This window comes from Virgibacillus sp. 6R (genome assembly GCF_001895305.1).
Taxonomy (GTDB): Bacteria; Bacillota; Bacilli; order Bacillales; family Amphibacillaceae; genus Virgibacillus; species Virgibacillus pantothenticus.
Genome location: NZ_CP017762.1, coordinates 1,385,732 through 1,404,860, shown reverse-complemented (window position 1 = coordinate 1,404,860; position 19,129 = coordinate 1,385,732). Strand labels below are relative to the sequence as shown.

Genomic DNA, 19,129 nt, shown 5'->3' with positions numbered 1-19,129 from the left:
GAATTTTTAAAAATAAATTATATCTCATTTATTTATCATTAAAGTACCCTTTCAAGTTTTGATTCATGAAGATTGACTATAAAAACCGAAATGATAGGTCATTTCAGCTTTAAAATCTGTGGCACACTTAATATCAATTTGCATATTTTTATTGTTTTAGATATTTCCTAAAAACCTTTCATATCAACGTTACACATATGGTAGTATTGAGTGGGAGTAATACAAAACAGTAGGCATTTGGTTAATACAGTAATATCAAGGTTTTGTTAATTGGATGGTAGAGGGAACGACTATTAACCTATAACGATTATAATTATAAAATAAGCATTCTTTTATCACAATTATCAGTGGTGAAAGAAGGCTTTTTTTGGGGTTAAAATTATGAAGCTGAATGATGATTTTAAAAATGGATCAGCAAATAAAAGGAAGGGAAAGAGAGTACGTTACCTTTTGGCAAGAGAAACCTCTTGCATCCACGCATAAACTCTTTAAATACGTCATGTTCGCTTTGTAGAATTACCTAAAGGTAAAGAACTACAACTATTCTTTTGAAGATTTCATTATTTTTGCTGTATTTTTGTGTCCACTTTTGTAATAGCCCTTCATATCTATTCTAGTCAAACATTTCAAAAGAAACTACATTGGTCCATGAATAAATTTATACTAACATCAAAAATATATCAATAAAGTTAAATGATTTTTAGAAGTACTTTGTTAATCTAGAGTGAAGAGCATTTTTGTTATGAAACAGGTGAGTACAATCGAAGACCACATCTTAATTCGAAAAATAAAATCGGGCAATACAGAGGCTTGGGAGAGATTAGTAAATAAATACTATCATCAAATCTACTCTTATTGTGTACGAAGATGTTTGGGAGATCGGGTTTTTTAGCGGCAGACTTAACGCAGGATATCTTTCTAAGGATCATTGAAAACATCGATAAATACAAATTTAGTGGGAAGTTCTTTAATTACTTATTTACCATTACTGTGAATGTCTGTAACAACTACTACAACAAAAAGAAATTCAACCAGTCTGAACTAGATGAGAAAGCTGTAAATGTTGGCTCTGAGGCGATTGTGACTAATTTAATTACGCAAGAAAATATGAATCAAATCCAGGTTGCGCTAAATACGCTTCCAGATATGCAAAGAGAAGCTTTAATTTTGAAATACTACCATGATTTAAAGGTTAAAGATATTGCCAAAATTACAGGGACAAGCGTTGCTACATCTCAATCAAGGATTCATCAAGGCTTAGAAAAACTAAGTAAATTGTTGAATAGAGAGGAGTTTATGAATGGATAATGAAACAGTTAAAAAAATGAAAGCCTATGAAATTAAAATGGATGACTTCAAGAAACAAGAGCTTATTCATTTAGTAAATCAAAAAATGTTGAAGCATCAGCTTTACAAACATTCACTGCTTGACTTTTTTCTATCGTCTATCCGATTTACCAGAATCCACACTTGGCTGATTCAATTCTCTATTCTTGTCTTGACCGCTTTCTTAATTACGAGAGTGATAAACGATGAGTTACCCATATTCATCATTCAAAGCTTAACAATTGCAGTCATTTTTTCTGCTATTTTCTTTATCGATGAATTATTTCGCAGTTTTACATCTGGAATGTGGGAATTAGAGCAAACTTTAAAATATGATTTGCGGCAACATACGATCATAAAATTACTTATTTTTGGATTAACCGATTTATTATTAATTATTATTTTAGCCTTTATTTGCCATGGCGTGATGGCTATTTCTTTTTGGAAAATCATCCTATATTTACTCGTTCCTTTTAATATTACTTGTATCGTCCTGTTTTCTCTGTTTACGATGTGGAGAAATACGCTCTCTTCTGTTATTTTTTGGATGGGTTCAGGGATCGTTCTGATGTGTGTCATGATTTTAGCTAATGTATTCCATATTTATGAGCTTACAACAATGCATTGGGTAGCAGGATATATTTTATCCATCCTATTTTTAGGGATTATTGTTATGAATATGCTTAAAGTTAAGAAATGGGAGGCGCTTTGCTAATGCTATTAGAGCTTGATAATATTACAAAAAACTATGACGAGACTACTGTTCTTCGCAATATTTCCTTTCGTTTAGAACCAGGTGTTTATGGTCTTTTAGGTTCAAACGGATCAGGGAAAACAACGTTATTTAGAATTATTTGCGGCTTGACGAAACAAACTGCGGGCACCATCAACTATAATCATGGATATGTACACCAATCCAGATGCTTTTCGTTCAGTTTTAGGCTTTTTACCACAAGATTTCAGTTATTATCCAGACTTTACAGCGATGAAGTTCATGTTATATATCGCTGCTCTTAAAGGGATCAATAAAAAGTTTGCAAAAAATAGATGTCTCGAACTTTTAAAGCTAGTTGGCTTAGAAGATGTAAAGCATAAAAAAATCAAAAAATACTCTGGAGGAATGAAACAACGGTTAGGAATCGCCCAAGCAATGATTAATGATCCAGAAGTATTGATTTTGGATGAGCCGACAGTTGGTTTAGATCCCAAAGAACGAGTTCGTTTTCGGAATTTAATTAGTTCTTTTTCTGAAAATAAAATAGTTATCTTTTCCACTCATATCGTTTCAGATGTGGAGTATATTGCCGATGAAATACTTGTTTTGAATCAAGGAAAGCTTGAAAACAGGGGTGCTTCCTCTGAATTAGTAAATACGATTAATGGCTATGTCTGGGAGACGATGGTTGAAACAAATCAACTTGATGAGATGCTAGCAAAACATATCATTAGCAATCAAAAACATGAAGACAAAGGGACGGTATCAAGAATTATTTCAAAAGAAAAACCAACTCATACTGCACAACAAGTTCAACCGACATTGGAAGATTTATATTTATACTATTTCAGAGAGGACGCTAGAAAATGACAACAATGGTGAAGTATGAAATAGAAAAAATACGAAAAAACAAAACGTTTATTGGAGCAATGGTCGTCTCATTATTTGTGTTAGCAGGTATATTGCTTGTTGGTTTTCATTATTCACAACTACAGGGAATAAATGGGGAAGGGATGGAACGTTATCATCAGGTTGTTAAGGAAAGCACTGGAGAATTTTCCGATCAAAAAGTAAGAGAAATTCTTGCAAATTACATGGATAGATACCAAAGTACGGATGAGGATAACAGAACTTTTGATTTGTTCTCTTGGGAAATTGCAGAGACTTTTTTTCAAAAGGACAAAAGTGTCTTTGACAAAATGAATAATGCGATGGAACAGAATGAAAAAATAACCATTGATCAAATTAAACTTAAAACGATAGAAGAAATCGGGTTTACCCAATTTCAAAAGCCGTTGAAAATTGGCGGATATGTTACATGGACGGACTTTTTTAAAGTGACAGGCCATTTATTTATCCTAACGAGCATTCTTGTCATTTTAGTATGTTCGCTTGTTTTCTCCAGCGATACGTCAAGAAATATGAACCAGTTATTATTGTCTACAAAGTTTGGCAGAAATAAATTAACTATCTCAAAAATCATCGCAGCAACGCTGATTTCCATTTTTGTATTTCTCTTCATTCAAGTTATATCACTGGGAGCATTTTATATGTATAATAGTGGTTTTAGCGGTTGGGACACGAGCATTCAAACAAATTTCTCATTAAAGCTATTTAGCTTTCCAGTTGAAATGAATCATGTCCAAGTGTTCTTTTTAGCTTTAGCTTTGCATTTTATAAGTTTGCTGGCGATCGTAGGTGTTACCATATATGTTTCATCTATAGCGAATTCACCGTTCAGTGCTTTAGCCATATCATTAGGGCTATTCCTTTTGCCAAAAGCATTCGTTCAACTATTTAAAAGGGGCATCGTATATAAGCTATTAAACTTGTTTCCAATAAACAACTATCAGATTGAGGATTTTTTAACTTTTATGAGTTCAAAACAAGAGTATATTCTTAGCTTCTTTATACAAAATATGGTGTCTACCATGATTATCCTACTCATTATTAAAGTTGTTTTAGATGGCACCGTTTATTTACGAATGAAACGGTACCAAGTCTCATGAACCTTTAGAGTAGAATATGAAATATTAAAGTATTCTTAATTAACCTGAAGCAATACTTAGAATTAAAATAGTCAATGTATTGCTAGATGGAATAAGTGTATTTGGATTGTCTTCACAGGTGTTCAAAAGAAATAGAAATCGAGTTAAGCTTACTTTAGGATATGGCCTTCTATTCATTGAAAATTGCCACAAAATTGCAGAGGGCTTAGAAGGAATGATTTTTAATACATTTGACAATTGCAGTAAATACATGCTAATTTTTTTGAAATTTTATCCAATTACTTCGTTACTAATTTACAAACAAACAGTATCTAATAGGGTGTTTAAAATACTTAGCATGCTGATGATTAACTGGTTTTTGTATTTTACAGTGATTTTTTCCAAAAAACTGCTACTATATTTTATCATTTTAATGGTAAATTAACCTACCTTGCTCTGTGGCATTACCAATAATCTTTATCCCGCATATAAGTTGCCGTAAGACTCCCATTTCAAGAATTGGAGAACCATACTGCAAAAAGTCTAAGTAGAGAGACAACAACACCTAAATGCCCTATTTCGTAAGAGGCGTTTAGGTCATACCCTTGGGCTACTAACAAGTAGTTGGGGATGTATGAAAATGCTGATGATTGAAGATTCGGTCTATTTAAATATTAGTTCAATAGTTCTTCTACCCATAGTTAAGGAGAACAGTCCCTATGTTAACTCCTGCACATACGTTGTGAGATGAACACTTCATTGCGTGAAAATCTCACTTTGAGCCCTCGATAAAAACAAGTATTTTCCAATTAACAACGGAATCCTTGAAAAAATTTCTATCGTGAAACAATTTTATTCTTCTCTACGTGTAAGAATGAGAAAGGTATTTTTGGAGGGGAAACAGATTGTCCATTAAAATCGAAGGATTACAAAAATCATATCGTTCATTTCAAGCATTAAAAAATATTAATTTACAAATTGAAACGGGATTGTTTGGGCTCCTTGGCCCGAATGGAGCAGGGAAATCAACACTAATGAAGATTTTGAGTACGATTCTTCCTTTTCAAGAAGGGAAGGTATCTATATATGGTCATGATTTAGTCAGTGAAGGGGATAAGGTACGACAACTGCTCGGGTATTTGCCGCAGCATTTTAACGTGCCAAGCCAATTTACGGGTAGGGAGTTCCTACATTATGTAGCATCCTTAAAAGGTGTGTCGAATCTACAGGAAAGAAAAAACCAGGTAGAAAAGACTCTCGAAGACGTGAACCTTATTGAACAAGCTAATAAAAAGATAAAGGGCTACTCGGGAGGAATGAAGCGGCGGCTTGGGGTTGCGCAGGCGCTTATCGGAAACCCGAAATTCATCATTCTTGATGAACCGACTGCAGGACTTGACCCTTCAGAAAGGATTCGTTTTCGAAATGTAATGGAAAGGTTGAGTAAAGATCATTCGATTATTTTATCAACTCATATCATAAATGATATTGAATCTAGTTGTAAAAATGTTGCGGTCATTCATCGCGGTGAGGTTCTTTTTCAAGGATTCACTGAATTATTAGCTGATAAAGCGAAAAATGTCGCATGGGAGTTATCGGTTCCCTTTTCTCAATATGACAAAATTGAAAAAGAATATGTCATTATTTCTAGCCGTAAGGAAAAAGATCAGGCTGTTTTTCGAATTATTTCCAAAGAACAACCACAAGGTAATGTAAGACCTGTACAACCAACGGTCGAGGATGGCTATATGGCAGTTATAAGCAGGGTGATGTCATGAGCGTAATGAAATCCGTTTTTCAAAATGAATGGCTGCTTTTACTTCGAAATAAATTCTTAGCTGTCCCAGTATTAGCAAATATATTGTATTGGGGGTATGTCATCATCGCTTATGAAATCCAGCCAATCCATTATGAAGAACGTGCTGCCGTATTTTACCAAAGCTTCATCTGGTTACTGTTACTCAATTTGTTCATCATTGGGCTCTTTGCCGTTTATATGGCGAGCAAAGATCGGGATAGTTATTTTGAACAATTAGTCGTAACGTACGAAGTGAAAAACGGGGAATGGATTGTAGGGAAATGGCTGATTACCCAATTATATGGAATTTGTATTACGATGATAACAGTCGTCGTGCAAGCATTATGGTTTATAGTAACACCCACGCCGATAGGAGATTGGTTTAAAAATATATTTTACGTATTCATGCAAATGGAAGGGGCATTTTTTCTTCTCATTTCTATCGGTTTTTTATTTGCACACCTCATTAAGTCAATGCTTGCGTATTTGGCTATTCCAGCTATTTTAGTGCTAAGCTTCTTTCTGCCCTTTGACTATGCTGGAACTGCTGAAAGTTGGGATAATCCAAAGTTTCATTTATTGACTCCTTTTGATTTTATGTTCGTTGAAACTCCTTATGATGGGATATGGGGGATTTATCATCTGTTTAAAAATGCCATGTTGCACCAAAGTGCTATCATTTTATTGAGCGTTGTGGTTATTGGATTAGCTCTGTTATTTTTTCAGCGTAAGCGCAGGAGTCATAAAGAAAAAAAGCTGATCCCTATTCTCATTACGATCTTTCTTATTCCAACGGCTGTGTTAAGTGGCGCGCGGTTCATGCAATATGATCAGGCGCTTCATCAATACATTGCAACGGGGAAGAAATATGCTGAGTCGTTTGATGGAGAGGGCGACTATAACGAATGGATGAATTCCTTTTATGAAGAGCATAAAGACGATCAGCCATATGAATTTTCAATGGAAAAAACAAATATAAGTGTGGAATTGCAAGCGGAGGATTATATAAACGTTCAAAGTAACTTAAAAATAAAACATAACGGGAACGAGTCAATAGATGAAGTTTTTTTAACTTTGTATCACGGCTTAAACATAAAGGAATGCACGAGCGAAAGGACCGTTTCTTGTTCACGGAGTGGAGATTTTATTAAACTTCATTTAGAACAACCAATGAAGCCCAATGATACATTGCACCTCAGTCTTCAATATGAAGGAAATGTATTGCAATATCGCGAGGATGGCTATGTGGAACAAGCGTTTATAAAGAATGATCGCGTGTATCTTCCGAAAGAAGCAGGATGGTATCCTTTAATTGGAAAACGTAATCTAGTTATCGCTCGGGAGCATGATAACTTATATGCAGGATTTGAATTAAGAAACGCTCGGCTTGTGGAGGATTTCCCTACAGAATTTACCGTGAACATGAAGCAAGATCAAAAACTTCCGCTTGCATTGACGATACCAGAAATTAGTAAAGGAACGTTTCAAGGGAATTCTCAATACGGTCTTTCTTTAATAGGTGGAAAATTCAAGGAAGACAAGGTTGGTGAAATTCGCGTTGTTGCTCATCCTGAATCTGTTAACGGTATGAAAGAAGTGATTGGACGCTATCAACAATCTTGGAGCTTTATTGAGGATTGGTTAGAAGTTCAAATGAGCCCCTCGGTTATCTATATATTGAGTGATAACTATTATTATCTTACACGTGATGGCGTAAATCATGATTTTTTTGTAATGAGAAATGAGTATGTGGATGATGTAGAAATTGCCCATGAACTCCTAAATGAGTTGACTCGGGAAAATCCTTTCGATGGCTCCCAAGATTTTTCTGTTTTTTACGATGCGTTGGTGTGGATATTGCTCGATAATCTCCACGAACAAGATGGTTTTTTGGAATGGTATAAAACCAATGTGTCAGATGAGGGTGAAATACTTACAAGAGTAAAGTTATTACAAGACTACGCGGAAAAAGGAACAGAACCATTTAAAGCTGTCCTACAGTATCTTTTTAACTATTGGGCAGGGCTAGACCACAAGCAGGAATTTGATTTGGAAGCGGCTTTAAAACAATACGAAGGGAAATCGAAACAATGAAAGGGTGCTTGGTTCGGTTTCGGCTCTTTTTAAAGCTATGGTTTACTTCTTTGTATTTTTATATTTCCATTTTACTCATCCCAATCATTGCAATGATTGTTTACAACTCTGGGATATATGAGGTAGGAGATCTTTCTAGCCTTATTTATGAAAAAACGGCGTCAATATGGTACGTTTTTATCATTCAATGGTGTTTTTCAATTGATTTAGATTCTAAATTTTATCATCAGCTTATAACGTACCCTGTTGTTAAATGGAAATTTCTATTGGAGCGGGCGTTATTTTCCGTAATTATTTTTTGCGGGTTAATGAGTATCGTTATCATTCCTTTAGTATGTATATATGGAAAGTTTTTGTGGCAGGGCTTCGTTTTTACCATTCCTGTGTACTTGGCTCTAGGAGGTTTCGCCATTTTAGGACTGATGATTGGTAAGCATTCACTTGGAGGAATCATAGCAGGAGTCCTTTTTTGGATGATGACCTTATTTGGCGGATCGTTATTACAGGAATTAAATGCCATTTTACTGGTTTATGGAAGTGTGGAACGTTTCGTGAGCGGAGAAACTGGAATTTTCTTAGCGGAAAATCGCTGGCTGCTCTATAATCGATTGTTTTATATCGGACTAGGAGTAGTATGTATGGTAGGAGCGATATTAAAAATGAAGCGGAGGGATGGGAATGCAAGATGAAGAATATATGCGGCAATTATCACTTGGAATAGATTCAGCGTTCGATATTCTAGTTTTCCGATATCATAAACCTCTGTTTGGATATGTATATCGATTATTGAACGATGAAAAATTAGCCGAAGATATTGTACAAGAAACATTTCTAAAAATCTATCAACAAGGTCAAAAGGGATTCATTCCCGATCAATTTAAACCGTGGATGTATAAAATCGCGACGAATACTTGTAAGGATTATTGGCGAAAACCAGTCTCGCGGCTTGAATATGTAACAGATAAAGATTTGAAAGCAAAGGAGCAAGTTTACCAAATTATTGATCATCAGCTGGAGCGGCAATGGATGGTAGAATCACTAAACAAATTATCTATGGATTATCGAACGGTATTATATTTACGTTTTTATCAGGACTTGAAATACACGGAAATAGCTTTGGCGTTGGATATTTCGATCAACACTGTAAAAACTCGAATTGCACGTGGGTTAAAACAGCTTGGTAACATATTAGCTGAAGATGAACGGAAAGGGGTTGAGGAAAATAAGTAAAAATCAAGAATTAACCAAATTAGAAAGCGAGTGGAAGGCTCATTTTGATCGATTTACCGCCCCTAAGCCATCAAGGGAAAAGACACTCGATTTAATCGAAAAAATCAAAAGTATGGAACAGGAGCAAAGTCCAGTTGATTTACGTAAAGAGCTAGAAACGACGCAAGATAATCTTTCGACTAGATCCAAAATAGTCAATATGTTTTTATCACAATGGAATTTTTATGGTACGGTTAGTTGGCTAATGACAGGATTACTCATGATTGTTATCACTTTTACCATTAGTGAAAATTATGGTGCTGCTGGAGCTGGCTTTTTAAGTTGGATGAAGTGGATAACACTTCTTGTTATTGCAGTTATTGGCTATTCGTTTCGCCCTAAAAACGAAGGAAATGAGATTATTGAAATGTTAAGCTATTACCCAATTATTCAACAAATATTCACCCGTTTTATCATTGTAATGGGTTTTCAAGTCGCTCTGACCCTGCCGTTAAGTTTTATTGTTATAGGAAAAGAAAGTACGACATTGTATTTAGTTAGCTCCGTTATACCTGTTTTCTTTTTTGGTGTAATCGGTTTTGTGACAATATTATGGTTAGGACAAAAATTAGGTTTAGCTTTAACATTGTTTATATGGTTCAGTCAAGTGTTCACGAAGAAAAAGCTTTTGTTTCAAACTCCAGGCGATGATTACTTTCTAGTCATCCATATGATAATTTTTGGAGTTTCTATCCTTTTATTAAGCAGTGTGTTATTGAAAAGACGTTTTTCGGTGAATACGAAATGAGGATAACGGTAAGCAATGTAGCATATACAATGGATAATACGAAGATTTTAAATGGTATTTCGTGCTCATTTTCAAAAGGAATAACGTATGTAGTTGGAAATAATGGGGCGGGGAAAACGACACTTTTAAAGCTGCTCGCTACTGCACTGCAACCAGAATATGGGGAAATCAACTATTCGTTCTTAGTTCGAGACAAGCAGATTGGGACGTATAGAAAGAATTTAGATATTGAAGAAATTAGGAAAATCATTGGTTTTCTTCCACAACATTTTACAGGTCATCTTGATATGACGGTGGGAAGGTATGTAAAATATATCGCCTATCATAAGGGAGTGCCTCGAGAATTTGTAAAAAAAACGGTGGCACACTGGTTGAAGGAGAGCGAATTAACTCAATTAAAGCGGAGGAAGATAAAGCATCTATCAGGGGGGCAACGGCAAAAAGTTGGTTTAATCCAAGCGCTAATAAATCTTCCGCGAATTTGTATATTGGACGAGCCGTTTGAGGGATTAGATATGAAGGAGCGGAGCTATTTTCAATCTATACTCCAGCGACTAGCTTATCATAGTATTGTAATCATTAGTACTCATTTGATTGATGAGCTTCAGCAATCTAGTGAAGATACATTACTTTATTTAAACGAAGGAAAAGTTACCTATTTTGGAGACCTGAGAGTACTTGATACTATAAAAAAGGAATTGCGGAAAACAGGAATTTGACTAAGCTCTAATTTGAAACCATTCCATTCCAAATTCCTTAAGCAAATGAAGTTGAATACGTAGTGATAAATATATTTAAGACTACTCAAACGCCATTTGAACGGCATCCTCCGTCAGATGGCGTTTTTAAGTGAAAATGAGTTAATTAAAGAATTGAGTGGTTATAGTTCAAATGTAGAAATCGCTTTGGAGATAATAAAACTACCCTTCGTCTTCCTTTAAACTGTATATAGAAAAATTACAAAATTTTAGTATACAGTGATACAATGAACAAAACTGGGAGGTTTAGGTACTATGGGGAAAAAGATGAAAGTAGCTAAATTGAACGGAAATATTATCTCCATTAATGATTACAGCCAAGAGAAAATGCCAGGAGATTTACAATGTAGATATTGTGAGGCCTCTTTAAGTTATGTTAAGAAACACTCAAGAGATTTAGGCGATAAAAGGATTATTGTTGGTCATTATTTCAGATTAAAGCCACGTATTAGACATGATGAAGGCTGTATAAATTCAGTTGATGGTAGTCTAAAAAATATTTATGCTAAACATGCGGATAATGAAATAATGACGATAGAGGATGAAACATACAAAGTTAGAATTTTACTTGTTGATAATAATCCAACTTTTCAAAGTAGTTCTTATCAAAAAGATGCTATAAATAATAAAAAAAGAAGAAATTCAAATTATATCCCGGCTGAAAAAAAGATCGCTTACTTATCTACGATTAAAAGTATTATGAAATTACGTTCTGAATTAGATGATAATACAGAAATACAAAATAAATTAACTCTTGAAATTTCATCTAATACTGGTGATAAAATCAATGTACGTTGGGGGAATTTTTACTTTGATTCAGCTAAAGATGAAGCTTATAGAAAGATGTTAAATTATCTTAAGCGAAAACATGATCCCTCAATTTGTGTGGATGGTTATATTAAAGAAATTAAACCTATTAACGAGGGCTTTTTTTAAAAATCTATTACCTCAAAACTTTTCACTTGAAGATAAAATAAATAAGGTATCAATAGGTTACTACGTGGAAAATCAGGATATAATTGAAAGATTAGAGAATCACATAAACAAGCGAATTGTTGTATATGCACAATGTAAATTTCAAAAAAAGACGTCTTTTATTCCACCCAACAACAGAAAAAATGAGTCTATTACTTTTTATTATCATAATGTTAAAGGGAATATTTATGATGAAAATCAAATTTTATTAATAGATGATTAATTTTATAACACCTTATATATGAATAATTACCAAAGCTGAAGTGAGAAATCATTTCAGTTTTTTATATTTCTTGTTCTACAATTTTATTGCATAAACGCACAATGTTGCAAACAAGTTAACAATAAAAAGTTTGCCAGTCAAAAGAGATTAAACATATCTATAATCATACTAAAACGTCTTTTAAACGGTAGTTTACCGACAAATGGCGTTTTTAAGTGTTCTGAGTGTGAGGTGAAAAAATATGGAAGAAAAACATGATACAGGATTAAAAATAGGAAGTTTATTTGATGGAATCGGGGTATTTCCTCTCGCTGCTCCCCGTTATGGAATTATACCTACATGGGCAAGCGAAATAGAGAAAGCACCTGTTTCTATTACAAAACGTCATTTTCCAACTATGCTTCATCTTGGAGATATTACAAAAATAGATGGTGGAGAGATACCACCTGTTCATATTATTACATTGAGTTAACTTCCAAAGAAAAAATGAAGTTAGAAATGCATCGTATCGCAAAGGAGAACGAACGTTTACGCGCAGAGAATTTATTTTTAAAAAAGTTAGAGGAGATCGAAAGGAGGCGAAAATAAGCCAAATCCGGTTTGAAGATAAGTACATTGCTATTCAAGAGCTTCATCCAGAGAAATACTGAATAAAGAAATCATCAGAGATGGAAACTCTCCATGAAAAAGTAGATGGTATATTTGGTTATCGTCAAATGACCCTTCACATGAATAAGAAGTTTGAGGAGAAACTCAATCATAAAAGAACCTATCGGTTGATGAAAGTGGCTTGATTACAACTCCGTCATTCGTGTCAAAAAGAAGTAATATAAACGCTCTACCTCTCAACATGTGGCAGACAATATTTTAAATTGTTGTATTCGAGACACTTGGCCAAGCCACAGCACTATTGAATGGAGAACACCTCTTATCCATAGTGACCGTGGATTTCAATACACCTCTAAAGGGTTCAAACGTAACATAGATGCCGCAGAAATGAAATGACACAAAGCATATCATGAGTGGGGGTCGGTGTATTGATAATGGACCAATGGAGTCTTTTTTTGGGACACTGAAATGTGAGAAGTATTATTTACATACATATAAAACATTTGAGGAACTTACTAATGCAATAAATGAGTACATCCATTTTTATAATTATGAAAGGTATCAAAAAAGATTAAACGGCCTTAGCCCTATGGAATATAGAGCTAAAGCCGCTTAATCTTTTTTATTATTTCCACTGTCTACTTGACAGGGGGCAGTTCACTTTTTGTATATTGTTATCTAGTAGATATTGGTACAACACCAATAGTGAGGAAGAGAGATTTGAAACTGTCTGTCATTTGGCGAAAAAAGGTATAGAAGTTTTATCCTTGCATAAAGAGCGATTCACAAAATATGGATTGATTTTGAAAGAAAAGGCAAGTAAGTATGGAGGCGATGTTTATGTTTGAAGTAAGACCAGGTACTGTATTACTTCCAGCTGATGATTGTCTCTATGTATTTGATCGTTTCAAAAAAAATTCAAATTTGATAAAAATATAAACATCAATAATTTAGAAAAATTTAAATTGAATGAACCTATAAAATCAGAAGCGTTAAGAAACAATCAATTATATCATTTTAAGTCGGTTTGACATGGAGCCTCGGCGGGCATGATTTATGAGCCAAGCAGCTAATATGAAAAGGATATTGGCTCACACATAGAAAATGATATCATGCCCGACACTCCACGTAAAACCTGACGAATTTCTTATTAAACATTCAAGCTTGGATAATGAAATGTATGAGAGGATTTATAGACATATTGGATTAATGGAAGGCTATGAGATAGAAAATCGGGAGATGTCATATAAAAAAATGAAAACGCCACCATAATGATTGTGGGTCTTGGTGGCTTGGGAACATGGGTGTTACAATCTTTGATTATGATCGGCTTCCAATCGTTTATACTAGTGGATAAAGATAAGGTGGAAAAATCTAATTTGAACAGACAATTATTTTTTGGAATAGCAGATGAAGGATTATCAAGGGTAGAGGTAATGAAGAATGAGATGAATAAAAAATACCCTCGTATTCCTGCCTTACGTGCCCTACTACATGCTTCTTTGCATAAATCAAGAATACAAGTAGTCACATCTTCTTTGGAATAATCACGCAAGAGTGCTATTCCATGCCCGAAGCCCCCTTTTGTTTATGTTTGGTGAAGTCGCTAAAAACAGGGTTAAATCGATTTCTCATGCGGTGTAAGTTTTTCATCATACGGTACCTATCCCCCAAATATCTTGCCCCGGGGATGGCCACAATTTCTCTGGTACATCCTCGTATCTGCATTCAGCGATTCCTTGCTTTTTCCCGTCCATAACGACTTTTGCAAGAAATTTATTACACCAATTCCAATAGAGGAGGTGACCCCAAACTGATTTAATATGTCTCGCTGTATCTTTCGAGCAATCTCCCAGGGACCGCCGTAAAGCCTTTTTAACCCGTCAATCGTAACCCAACTTTCGTCCACACTGTAAACGTGTATAGCCTCAAATGGAGCATAGTTCTGTAATAGTTTTGTTATTTTAACCGATACCTTTAAATAATCCTCCATATGGGCAGGAACAACAATAATATCAGGATCGTTTGGCAGTTCGTAATAACGACTTACGTTACTGATGCCATACCGTTTTTTTAAGAGCAGGAAACGCAGCTAGTACAATACTCCCCGGGTTACTCATGTCACCAACAACAGCAAGCATTACTTTCATAGGGTCTTTGCCCAATTTTACCGCCTCGATGCTGGCATAAAAAGAACGTTGATCGATACAAAGTACATCATTACGTGGATAATTCGAATAATCCACTTTGATTCACCTCATATTTTTCGGCTTTGGAACATTTGTTCTTGTTATATGCAAGAAAATGTAATTTATCAATGGCAATAAATAACAGTATAAAGTCTATTATTTCCCCTATTCCTTTTAAAGAACGCTGTTATACTGTCCAAGATTTATATTTTTTCTATAAAGATTGGTGCGGGAGCATGCTGTATATTTAGGTCAATAGAGAGGACATTTTCTACTCCTAATAATTCTTTTTCTCATTTTTTGCTGATTTTGATATGTATAAAAATAGTCTGCTTTATGTTTTGTATCGGAAAAAAAATTAAATATTAATAACAGTTGAATGTGTTAGAAGTGGTGAATTGCACTATACTAAGGACAAAAATTCTTTTGAAATCTTGCTTTCTCATCAAAAAAATATAAAATAGTTTTAGAATTATCTTATAATATGACTAAGGAGGTGTAGAAAAAGCTATGGATAACTACCCAATCCAAAATATCCCTCCCGAATATTGGACTGCAATTTCAAATAACGATAGTAGCTTCGATAATCAATTTTACTACGGGGTTAAAACAACCAAGATTTTCTGTAGACCTTCATGTAAATCTAGGGTCCCTAATAAAGACAATGTATTTATATTCGAAAATGCACAAGCTGCTTTACAAATTGGATTCAGGCCATGTAAAAGGTGCAAACCAGATAATATTTTATTACCGAATGAACAATGGATTGAATTGATATGTGAATGGATAGAAAGAAATTATCATGAAAATATTTCTTTAAATATATTGGCGGATACTTTCCATTCAAGTCCTTTTCATCTACAAAGAACTTTTAATAAAATAAAAGGGGAAAGCCCTTTGAATTATCTCCAACGAATTAGGGTAAATAATGCTGCAAAAAAATTACAAGAAACTGATCAATCAATACAATTTATATCTTCTTCCGTAGGGTTTCCAAATAACTCTTATTTCAGTACAGTTTTTAAGAAACATTACAATTTAACTCCAAATAATTACCGGAAAAAATTCAAAACCTAATATCACAGAAAAAGGAGCGAATAATCAATGGTATATAAAAATTATGTTTTACTTTTAGGTGCTGATCAATATTTAAGAGAAAGAGCTTTAGCAGGCATAAGGGAATTAACTCAATATCCAATTTGGACCGCTTCAGTAGAAGCAAAATACAAAAAAAATAGATATTTTGAATATAACTTGGAAGCTGATCCACAAGATGAAATAAGTTTATTAGAAGCGATTGAAAGACAAAAATTAAAAGGATGGTCACCTAAAGCAATAATACCTTTAAACGATTGGACGCTTAAAGTAGCACATAAGCTAAACAAGAAATTAGGTCTTACTAGCATGCCTGAAAAAGTAATAGAATTATCTAGAAATAAAGATATAATGAAAAATGCATTTTTAGAAAACGGTCTTCCGACAGCCCCGTTCAGATTAATAAATAACGAAAAAGAGTTACTCCTAGCATCTGAAGAGGTAGGTTATCCAGCAATAATTAAGCCTTTTGATTTTGGGGGTAGTGGTGGTGTATATCTTGCTAACAATATCTCAGAAGCAATTGAGTGTTTAAAGAAGTCGAAGAAAGTAGTAAGTAAATACGCAAATGACTTTGGGATAGATGGTAGTAGTTTTATATTTGAGAAGTACATTAAAAGTGAAGAAGAGATTTCAATAGAAGTTGTTTGTTATGACGGGGAATATAAAGTATTAGCTGTCACTGAAAAATATCTAACACCCGAGCCCAGATTTGCCGAAATAGGACACTTAGTACCAAGCCATAGGACAGAGGATGAAAATTTAAAAGAAATTGCTTGTAAAGCTTGCGGTTCATTAGGAATTACAATGGGGTTAGCGCACGTAGAAGTAAAAATACAAAATAATAAACCATGGATTATTGAAGTAGGGGCTAGACCAGCTGGGGATGGAATAATGGACTTAATAGAAAGAGTGTTTGATATTAATCCTTACAAATTACATGCTGCGTCTTATTTGAATATTAACCCTTTTGAATTTTTTTCAACATCTCTAGAACCAAATGGAACAGCAGCAATAGCTTTCTTAAAAGCAGAACCAGGAGTTATTAGTAATATTAAGCAACCAATTAACCTTCCTGAAGAAGTAGAGTCGTTATGGATCCATGCACAAATTGGTAATTATTCAGAAGAAGCCAAATGCTGGAAAGATAGAGAAGGTGTTATCGAATTATTTTGGGATCAAACTTTTGACTACAAACCAACTAAACCTTTACTTATATCAGAATATTTATCATCAGAAATATTTACGGTCAAGGAAGTTGTAAAATATCATGATTAAATATATTTTGTTATCCGGTATATATAGATTCTTTTGCGGCGCAATAATCTTAGCAATTAACTGGAATTTAGCTATCGGGGACAATAGCAACTTTATATCATTAGCTATAGCTGTTCTTTTTTCATTTATTCCAGCAATATTTGTTCCGGTATTATTTAGACAATTGTTTAATAGATATCAAGGGCCGTTTCTAACATCAGTATCATTAATTGGTGTAGTAATTAGTTGTATTTTATTGAGTAGTTTTTACACATCAAATACTCTACTAATTATTATCAATTTCCTAATATGGATTTTCTTTTTTATGATGGAAACAACTTGGGAGACATGGTTTGTTGATTTGTCAAAAAATTATTCAGAAAAAGCCGTTTCTAAATATAGTTCGATATCCATGACCGTTAATCAAGTCGCCTTGATGTCTGGGCCATTAGCTGCGCCATTTATAATTGATAATTTATCTTATGAATTATTTTTTTACTTGATGGCTTTAACATTCTTCTCAGTCTCAGTTATGTCATATTTTCAAAAGGTACCAAACAATGGGAATAAGGTTACTAATATTGAGGGTGATACTAAAAAAATAAACTTATATTTATTTTTTTCATTAGTTCTGGTATGGCCAACCCTGGGAAGCATTAACTTTATGTTACCAGTATATGTGACAATTAATAACGGTAATATGTTAAATGTTGGAATATTAGATGCATGTATTAGTATTGGTATGGCACTAATCGGTATTGTTTTCTCCACACTAAAAGTGAATGACCTACGAATAAGAACGGTACTATCATTTACATCTATTTTAGCTGGATTTACTACATGGTGGTTCAGTGGATATTCAATAGTTGGTAACGCCATTGGTATTTTATTACTAGGATTCGGTTTCGGTGGATTAAGAATCATGATAAGGTATGTATTGGCAAGAAATTATACCCCTCAAGATGTAGCAAAATTAGTATCGAGGGCTAACGCTCTATCATTACCGGTATTAGGGATTGTATTAGCATCTGTCATGATTTCTATAAGACATACTTGGACGGCACCTTTTATTCTATCAATAATTATGTGTATGTTTCTGACATTAGGCTTAATGTTTGAGCAGAAAAGAAAAGAGCAGAATCAATATCAGGAATCAAACTTAGCGAAATAAAAAAATGACCACATTAGGTCATTTTTTTATTGTTTTATTATAATGGTTTTATTTTCATATACAAAAACCCGGTCATCGATGTGGTATTTTATTGCGTCTAGCAGAGTCTCTGATTCAATACTTTTTCCATGTTTTTGGTACTCATTCAGTGTTAATCCTTCAGGTATATGAATCGATTTTTGTGTTAATATAGGTCCGTCATCTAATTTTTCAGTGGCATAATGCGCTGTTGATCCAAGGCGATAATATTTGCATGTACCCTTGCTAAGACTACAAAATCTATGTTTTTTTCTTTTAAAAGTTTAAATGCAATGTGATCGTTTTGTTTATTATTAGCTGTTAATTTTAATTGATAAAAGGTATCCCATATGATTCTACATATTCCATAATCACTAATTACAATCGGAATGTTACATAATAGTTCCCCTTTAAGTTCCCCTTTACTCCATTTCGATAACTCCTTTTAAACAGTGATCGTGTTTGGATACAAAAACCGCCATATTTTTTTAGTAACTTTCTATAGGATACTTGTCCTTTTATAGCTGATAAGAGTGAGTTAAGTTCTTCTATACCAGAACTAATTTGTAGTTCTATTCTTAAAAATATTAGATTCTCTGTTTTTATTTGGTGTTCATTTAAAGAGACTATAGTAATAAAAGGTTGCTTGATTATATTGACTAATTTTATGAGCATTGAGTATTTAAAACGACCATATAATTTTAATCTATAATTGTTAACATTCATAATCCATCCCCCTCATTTATTTAACCATATTAATTTGAAACCACAGAAAATTCTGCGTGTTTTTCAGAATATGTAGAATAAACAACAAAAATGCCAAAAAAAACCAAAGCATTACAATTCTGACTTCCTTACTATTAAGACATGGGTAGTTATTGCAACATATCTTTTGG

At 33.8% G+C, this 19,129-nt stretch carries 21 protein-coding genes and 2 pseudogenes; 19 read left to right on the top strand and 4 right to left on the bottom strand.

Going from position 1 to position 19,129, the window contains the following annotated elements; all coding sequences use genetic code 11:
- Positions 1-855 precede the first annotated feature (855 nt).
- The 16 genes and pseudogenes from BKP57_RS06375 to BKP57_RS06300 all read left to right on the top strand — a co-directional run bounded on the left by BKP57_RS06375 (position 856) and on the right by BKP57_RS06300 (position 14,050).
- The gene (locus tag BKP57_RS06375) at positions 856-1,308 is read left to right on the top strand and encodes an RNA polymerase sigma factor (RefSeq protein ID WP_198035026.1); all 453 of its coding nucleotides are present in this window, start codon (positions 856-858) and stop codon (positions 1,306-1,308) included.
- Positions 1,301-2,041, top strand: coding sequence for a hypothetical protein (locus BKP57_RS06370; RefSeq protein ID WP_083547206.1), 741 nt, complete (start codon positions 1,301-1,303; stop codon positions 2,039-2,041). Before BKP57_RS06375 ends, BKP57_RS06370 begins: the two co-directional genes overlap by 8 nt.
- Positions 2,023-2,343: an ATP-binding cassette domain-containing protein gene (locus tag BKP57_RS23090; protein WP_443089116.1), complete on the top strand. Its 321-nt coding sequence runs from the start codon at positions 2,023-2,025 to the stop codon at positions 2,341-2,343. Before BKP57_RS06370 ends, BKP57_RS23090 begins: the two co-directional genes overlap by 19 nt.
- Entirely contained in the window at positions 2,225-2,911 is a 687-nt protein-coding gene (locus tag BKP57_RS06365) for an ATP-binding cassette domain-containing protein (RefSeq protein ID WP_250637877.1), read from the top strand. Before BKP57_RS23090 ends, BKP57_RS06365 begins: the two co-directional genes overlap by 119 nt.
- Positions 2,908-4,050 carry an ABC transporter permease subunit gene (locus BKP57_RS06360; RefSeq protein ID WP_072741178.1) on the top strand — a complete coding sequence of 381 codons (1,143 nt, stop codon included), beginning with the start codon at positions 2,908-2,910 and terminating at the stop codon, positions 4,048-4,050. The genes BKP57_RS06365 and BKP57_RS06360 overlap by 4 nt, the downstream gene beginning before the upstream one ends.
- An 884-nt stretch (positions 4,051-4,934) precedes the next feature.
- Positions 4,935-5,807: an ABC transporter ATP-binding protein gene (locus BKP57_RS06355; protein WP_050351750.1), complete on the top strand. Its 873-nt coding sequence runs from the start codon at positions 4,935-4,937 to the stop codon at positions 5,805-5,807.
- Positions 5,804-7,921, top strand: coding sequence for an ABC transporter permease (locus BKP57_RS06350; RefSeq protein WP_072741177.1), 2,118 nt, complete (start codon positions 5,804-5,806; stop codon positions 7,919-7,921). Before BKP57_RS06355 ends, BKP57_RS06350 begins: the two co-directional genes overlap by 4 nt.
- On the top strand, positions 7,918-8,610 hold the full coding sequence (locus tag BKP57_RS06345) for a hypothetical protein (protein ID WP_072741176.1): 693 nt from the start codon (positions 7,918-7,920) through the stop codon (positions 8,608-8,610). Before BKP57_RS06350 ends, BKP57_RS06345 begins: the two co-directional genes overlap by 4 nt.
- Positions 8,600-9,151 carry an RNA polymerase sigma factor gene (locus BKP57_RS06340; RefSeq protein WP_050351747.1) on the top strand — a complete coding sequence of 184 codons (552 nt, stop codon included), beginning with the start codon at positions 8,600-8,602 and terminating at the stop codon, positions 9,149-9,151. Before BKP57_RS06345 ends, BKP57_RS06340 begins: the two co-directional genes overlap by 11 nt.
- Positions 9,135-9,938, top strand: coding sequence for a hypothetical protein (locus BKP57_RS06335; RefSeq protein ID WP_072741174.1), 804 nt, complete (start codon positions 9,135-9,137; stop codon positions 9,936-9,938). Before BKP57_RS06340 ends, BKP57_RS06335 begins: the two co-directional genes overlap by 17 nt.
- A gap of 29 nt (positions 9,939-9,967) precedes the next feature.
- On the top strand, positions 9,968-10,657 hold the full coding sequence (locus tag BKP57_RS06330; RefSeq protein WP_072741163.1) for an ATP-binding cassette domain-containing protein: 690 nt from the start codon (positions 9,968-9,970) through the stop codon (positions 10,655-10,657).
- 294 nt (positions 10,658-10,951) lie between these two features.
- Positions 10,952-11,632: a hypothetical protein gene (locus BKP57_RS06325; RefSeq protein ID WP_072741172.1), complete on the top strand. Its 681-nt coding sequence runs from the start codon at positions 10,952-10,954 to the stop codon at positions 11,630-11,632.
- Between the two features lie 503 nt (positions 11,633-12,135).
- The gene (locus BKP57_RS21950; protein ID WP_072741170.1) at positions 12,136-12,366 is read left to right on the top strand and encodes a DNA cytosine methyltransferase; all 231 of its coding nucleotides are present in this window, start codon (positions 12,136-12,138) and stop codon (positions 12,364-12,366) included.
- A 196-nt stretch (positions 12,367-12,562) separates the two neighbouring features.
- Positions 12,563-12,688: a helix-turn-helix domain-containing protein gene (locus tag BKP57_RS23410; protein ID WP_082240922.1), complete on the top strand. Its 126-nt coding sequence runs from the start codon at positions 12,563-12,565 to the stop codon at positions 12,686-12,688.
- Between the two features lie 130 nt (positions 12,689-12,818).
- A pseudogene (locus BKP57_RS23405) lies at positions 12,819-13,119 on the top strand (transposase); the annotation flags it as partial.
- 655 nt (positions 13,120-13,774) lie between these two features.
- Complete coding sequence (locus BKP57_RS06300; protein WP_050351741.1) at positions 13,775-14,050, top strand: ThiF family adenylyltransferase; 276 nt, start codon at positions 13,775-13,777, stop codon at positions 14,048-14,050.
- Positions 14,051-14,166: 116 nt separating this feature from the next.
- Here BKP57_RS06300 and BKP57_RS23285 read toward each other — a convergent pair whose 3' ends face one another.
- The gene (locus tag BKP57_RS23285; protein ID WP_311997918.1) at positions 14,167-14,514 is read right to left on the bottom strand and encodes a Y-family DNA polymerase; all 348 of its coding nucleotides are present in this window, start codon (positions 14,512-14,514) and stop codon (positions 14,167-14,169) included.
- A 40-nt stretch (positions 14,515-14,554) separates the two neighbouring features.
- Positions 14,555-14,749, bottom strand: a complete 195-nt coding sequence (locus BKP57_RS23280; protein WP_050351739.1) for a hypothetical protein — start codon at positions 14,747-14,749, stop codon at positions 14,555-14,557.
- Between the two features lie 453 nt (positions 14,750-15,202).
- Here BKP57_RS23280 and BKP57_RS06285 point away from each other — a divergent pair, with 453 nt between their 5' ends.
- Genes BKP57_RS06285 through BKP57_RS06275 form a run of 3 tightly spaced genes read left to right on the top strand, consistent with a single transcriptional unit; the run spans position 15,203 to position 18,215 of the window.
- Complete coding sequence (locus BKP57_RS06285) at positions 15,203-15,769, top strand: bifunctional transcriptional activator/DNA repair enzyme AdaA (RefSeq protein WP_050351738.1); 567 nt, start codon at positions 15,203-15,205, stop codon at positions 15,767-15,769.
- Between the two features lie 27 nt (positions 15,770-15,796).
- The gene (locus BKP57_RS06280) at positions 15,797-17,065 is read left to right on the top strand and encodes an ATP-grasp domain-containing protein (protein WP_072741168.1); all 1,269 of its coding nucleotides are present in this window, start codon (positions 15,797-15,799) and stop codon (positions 17,063-17,065) included.
- On the top strand, positions 17,058-18,215 hold the full coding sequence (locus BKP57_RS06275) for an MFS transporter (protein ID WP_050351736.1): 1,158 nt from the start codon (positions 17,058-17,060) through the stop codon (positions 18,213-18,215). The genes BKP57_RS06280 and BKP57_RS06275 overlap by 8 nt, the downstream gene beginning before the upstream one ends.
- Before the next feature lie 26 nt (positions 18,216-18,241).
- Here BKP57_RS06275 and BKP57_RS23400 read toward each other — a convergent pair.
- Positions 18,242-18,442, bottom strand: a pseudogene (locus tag BKP57_RS23400) (formyltetrahydrofolate deformylase); the annotation flags it as partial.
- Positions 18,443-18,611: 169 nt separating this feature from the next.
- Entirely contained in the window at positions 18,612-18,959 is a 348-nt protein-coding gene (locus tag BKP57_RS06265) for a hypothetical protein (protein ID WP_050351735.1), read from the bottom strand.
- Between the last annotated feature and the right edge of the window lie 170 nt (positions 18,960-19,129).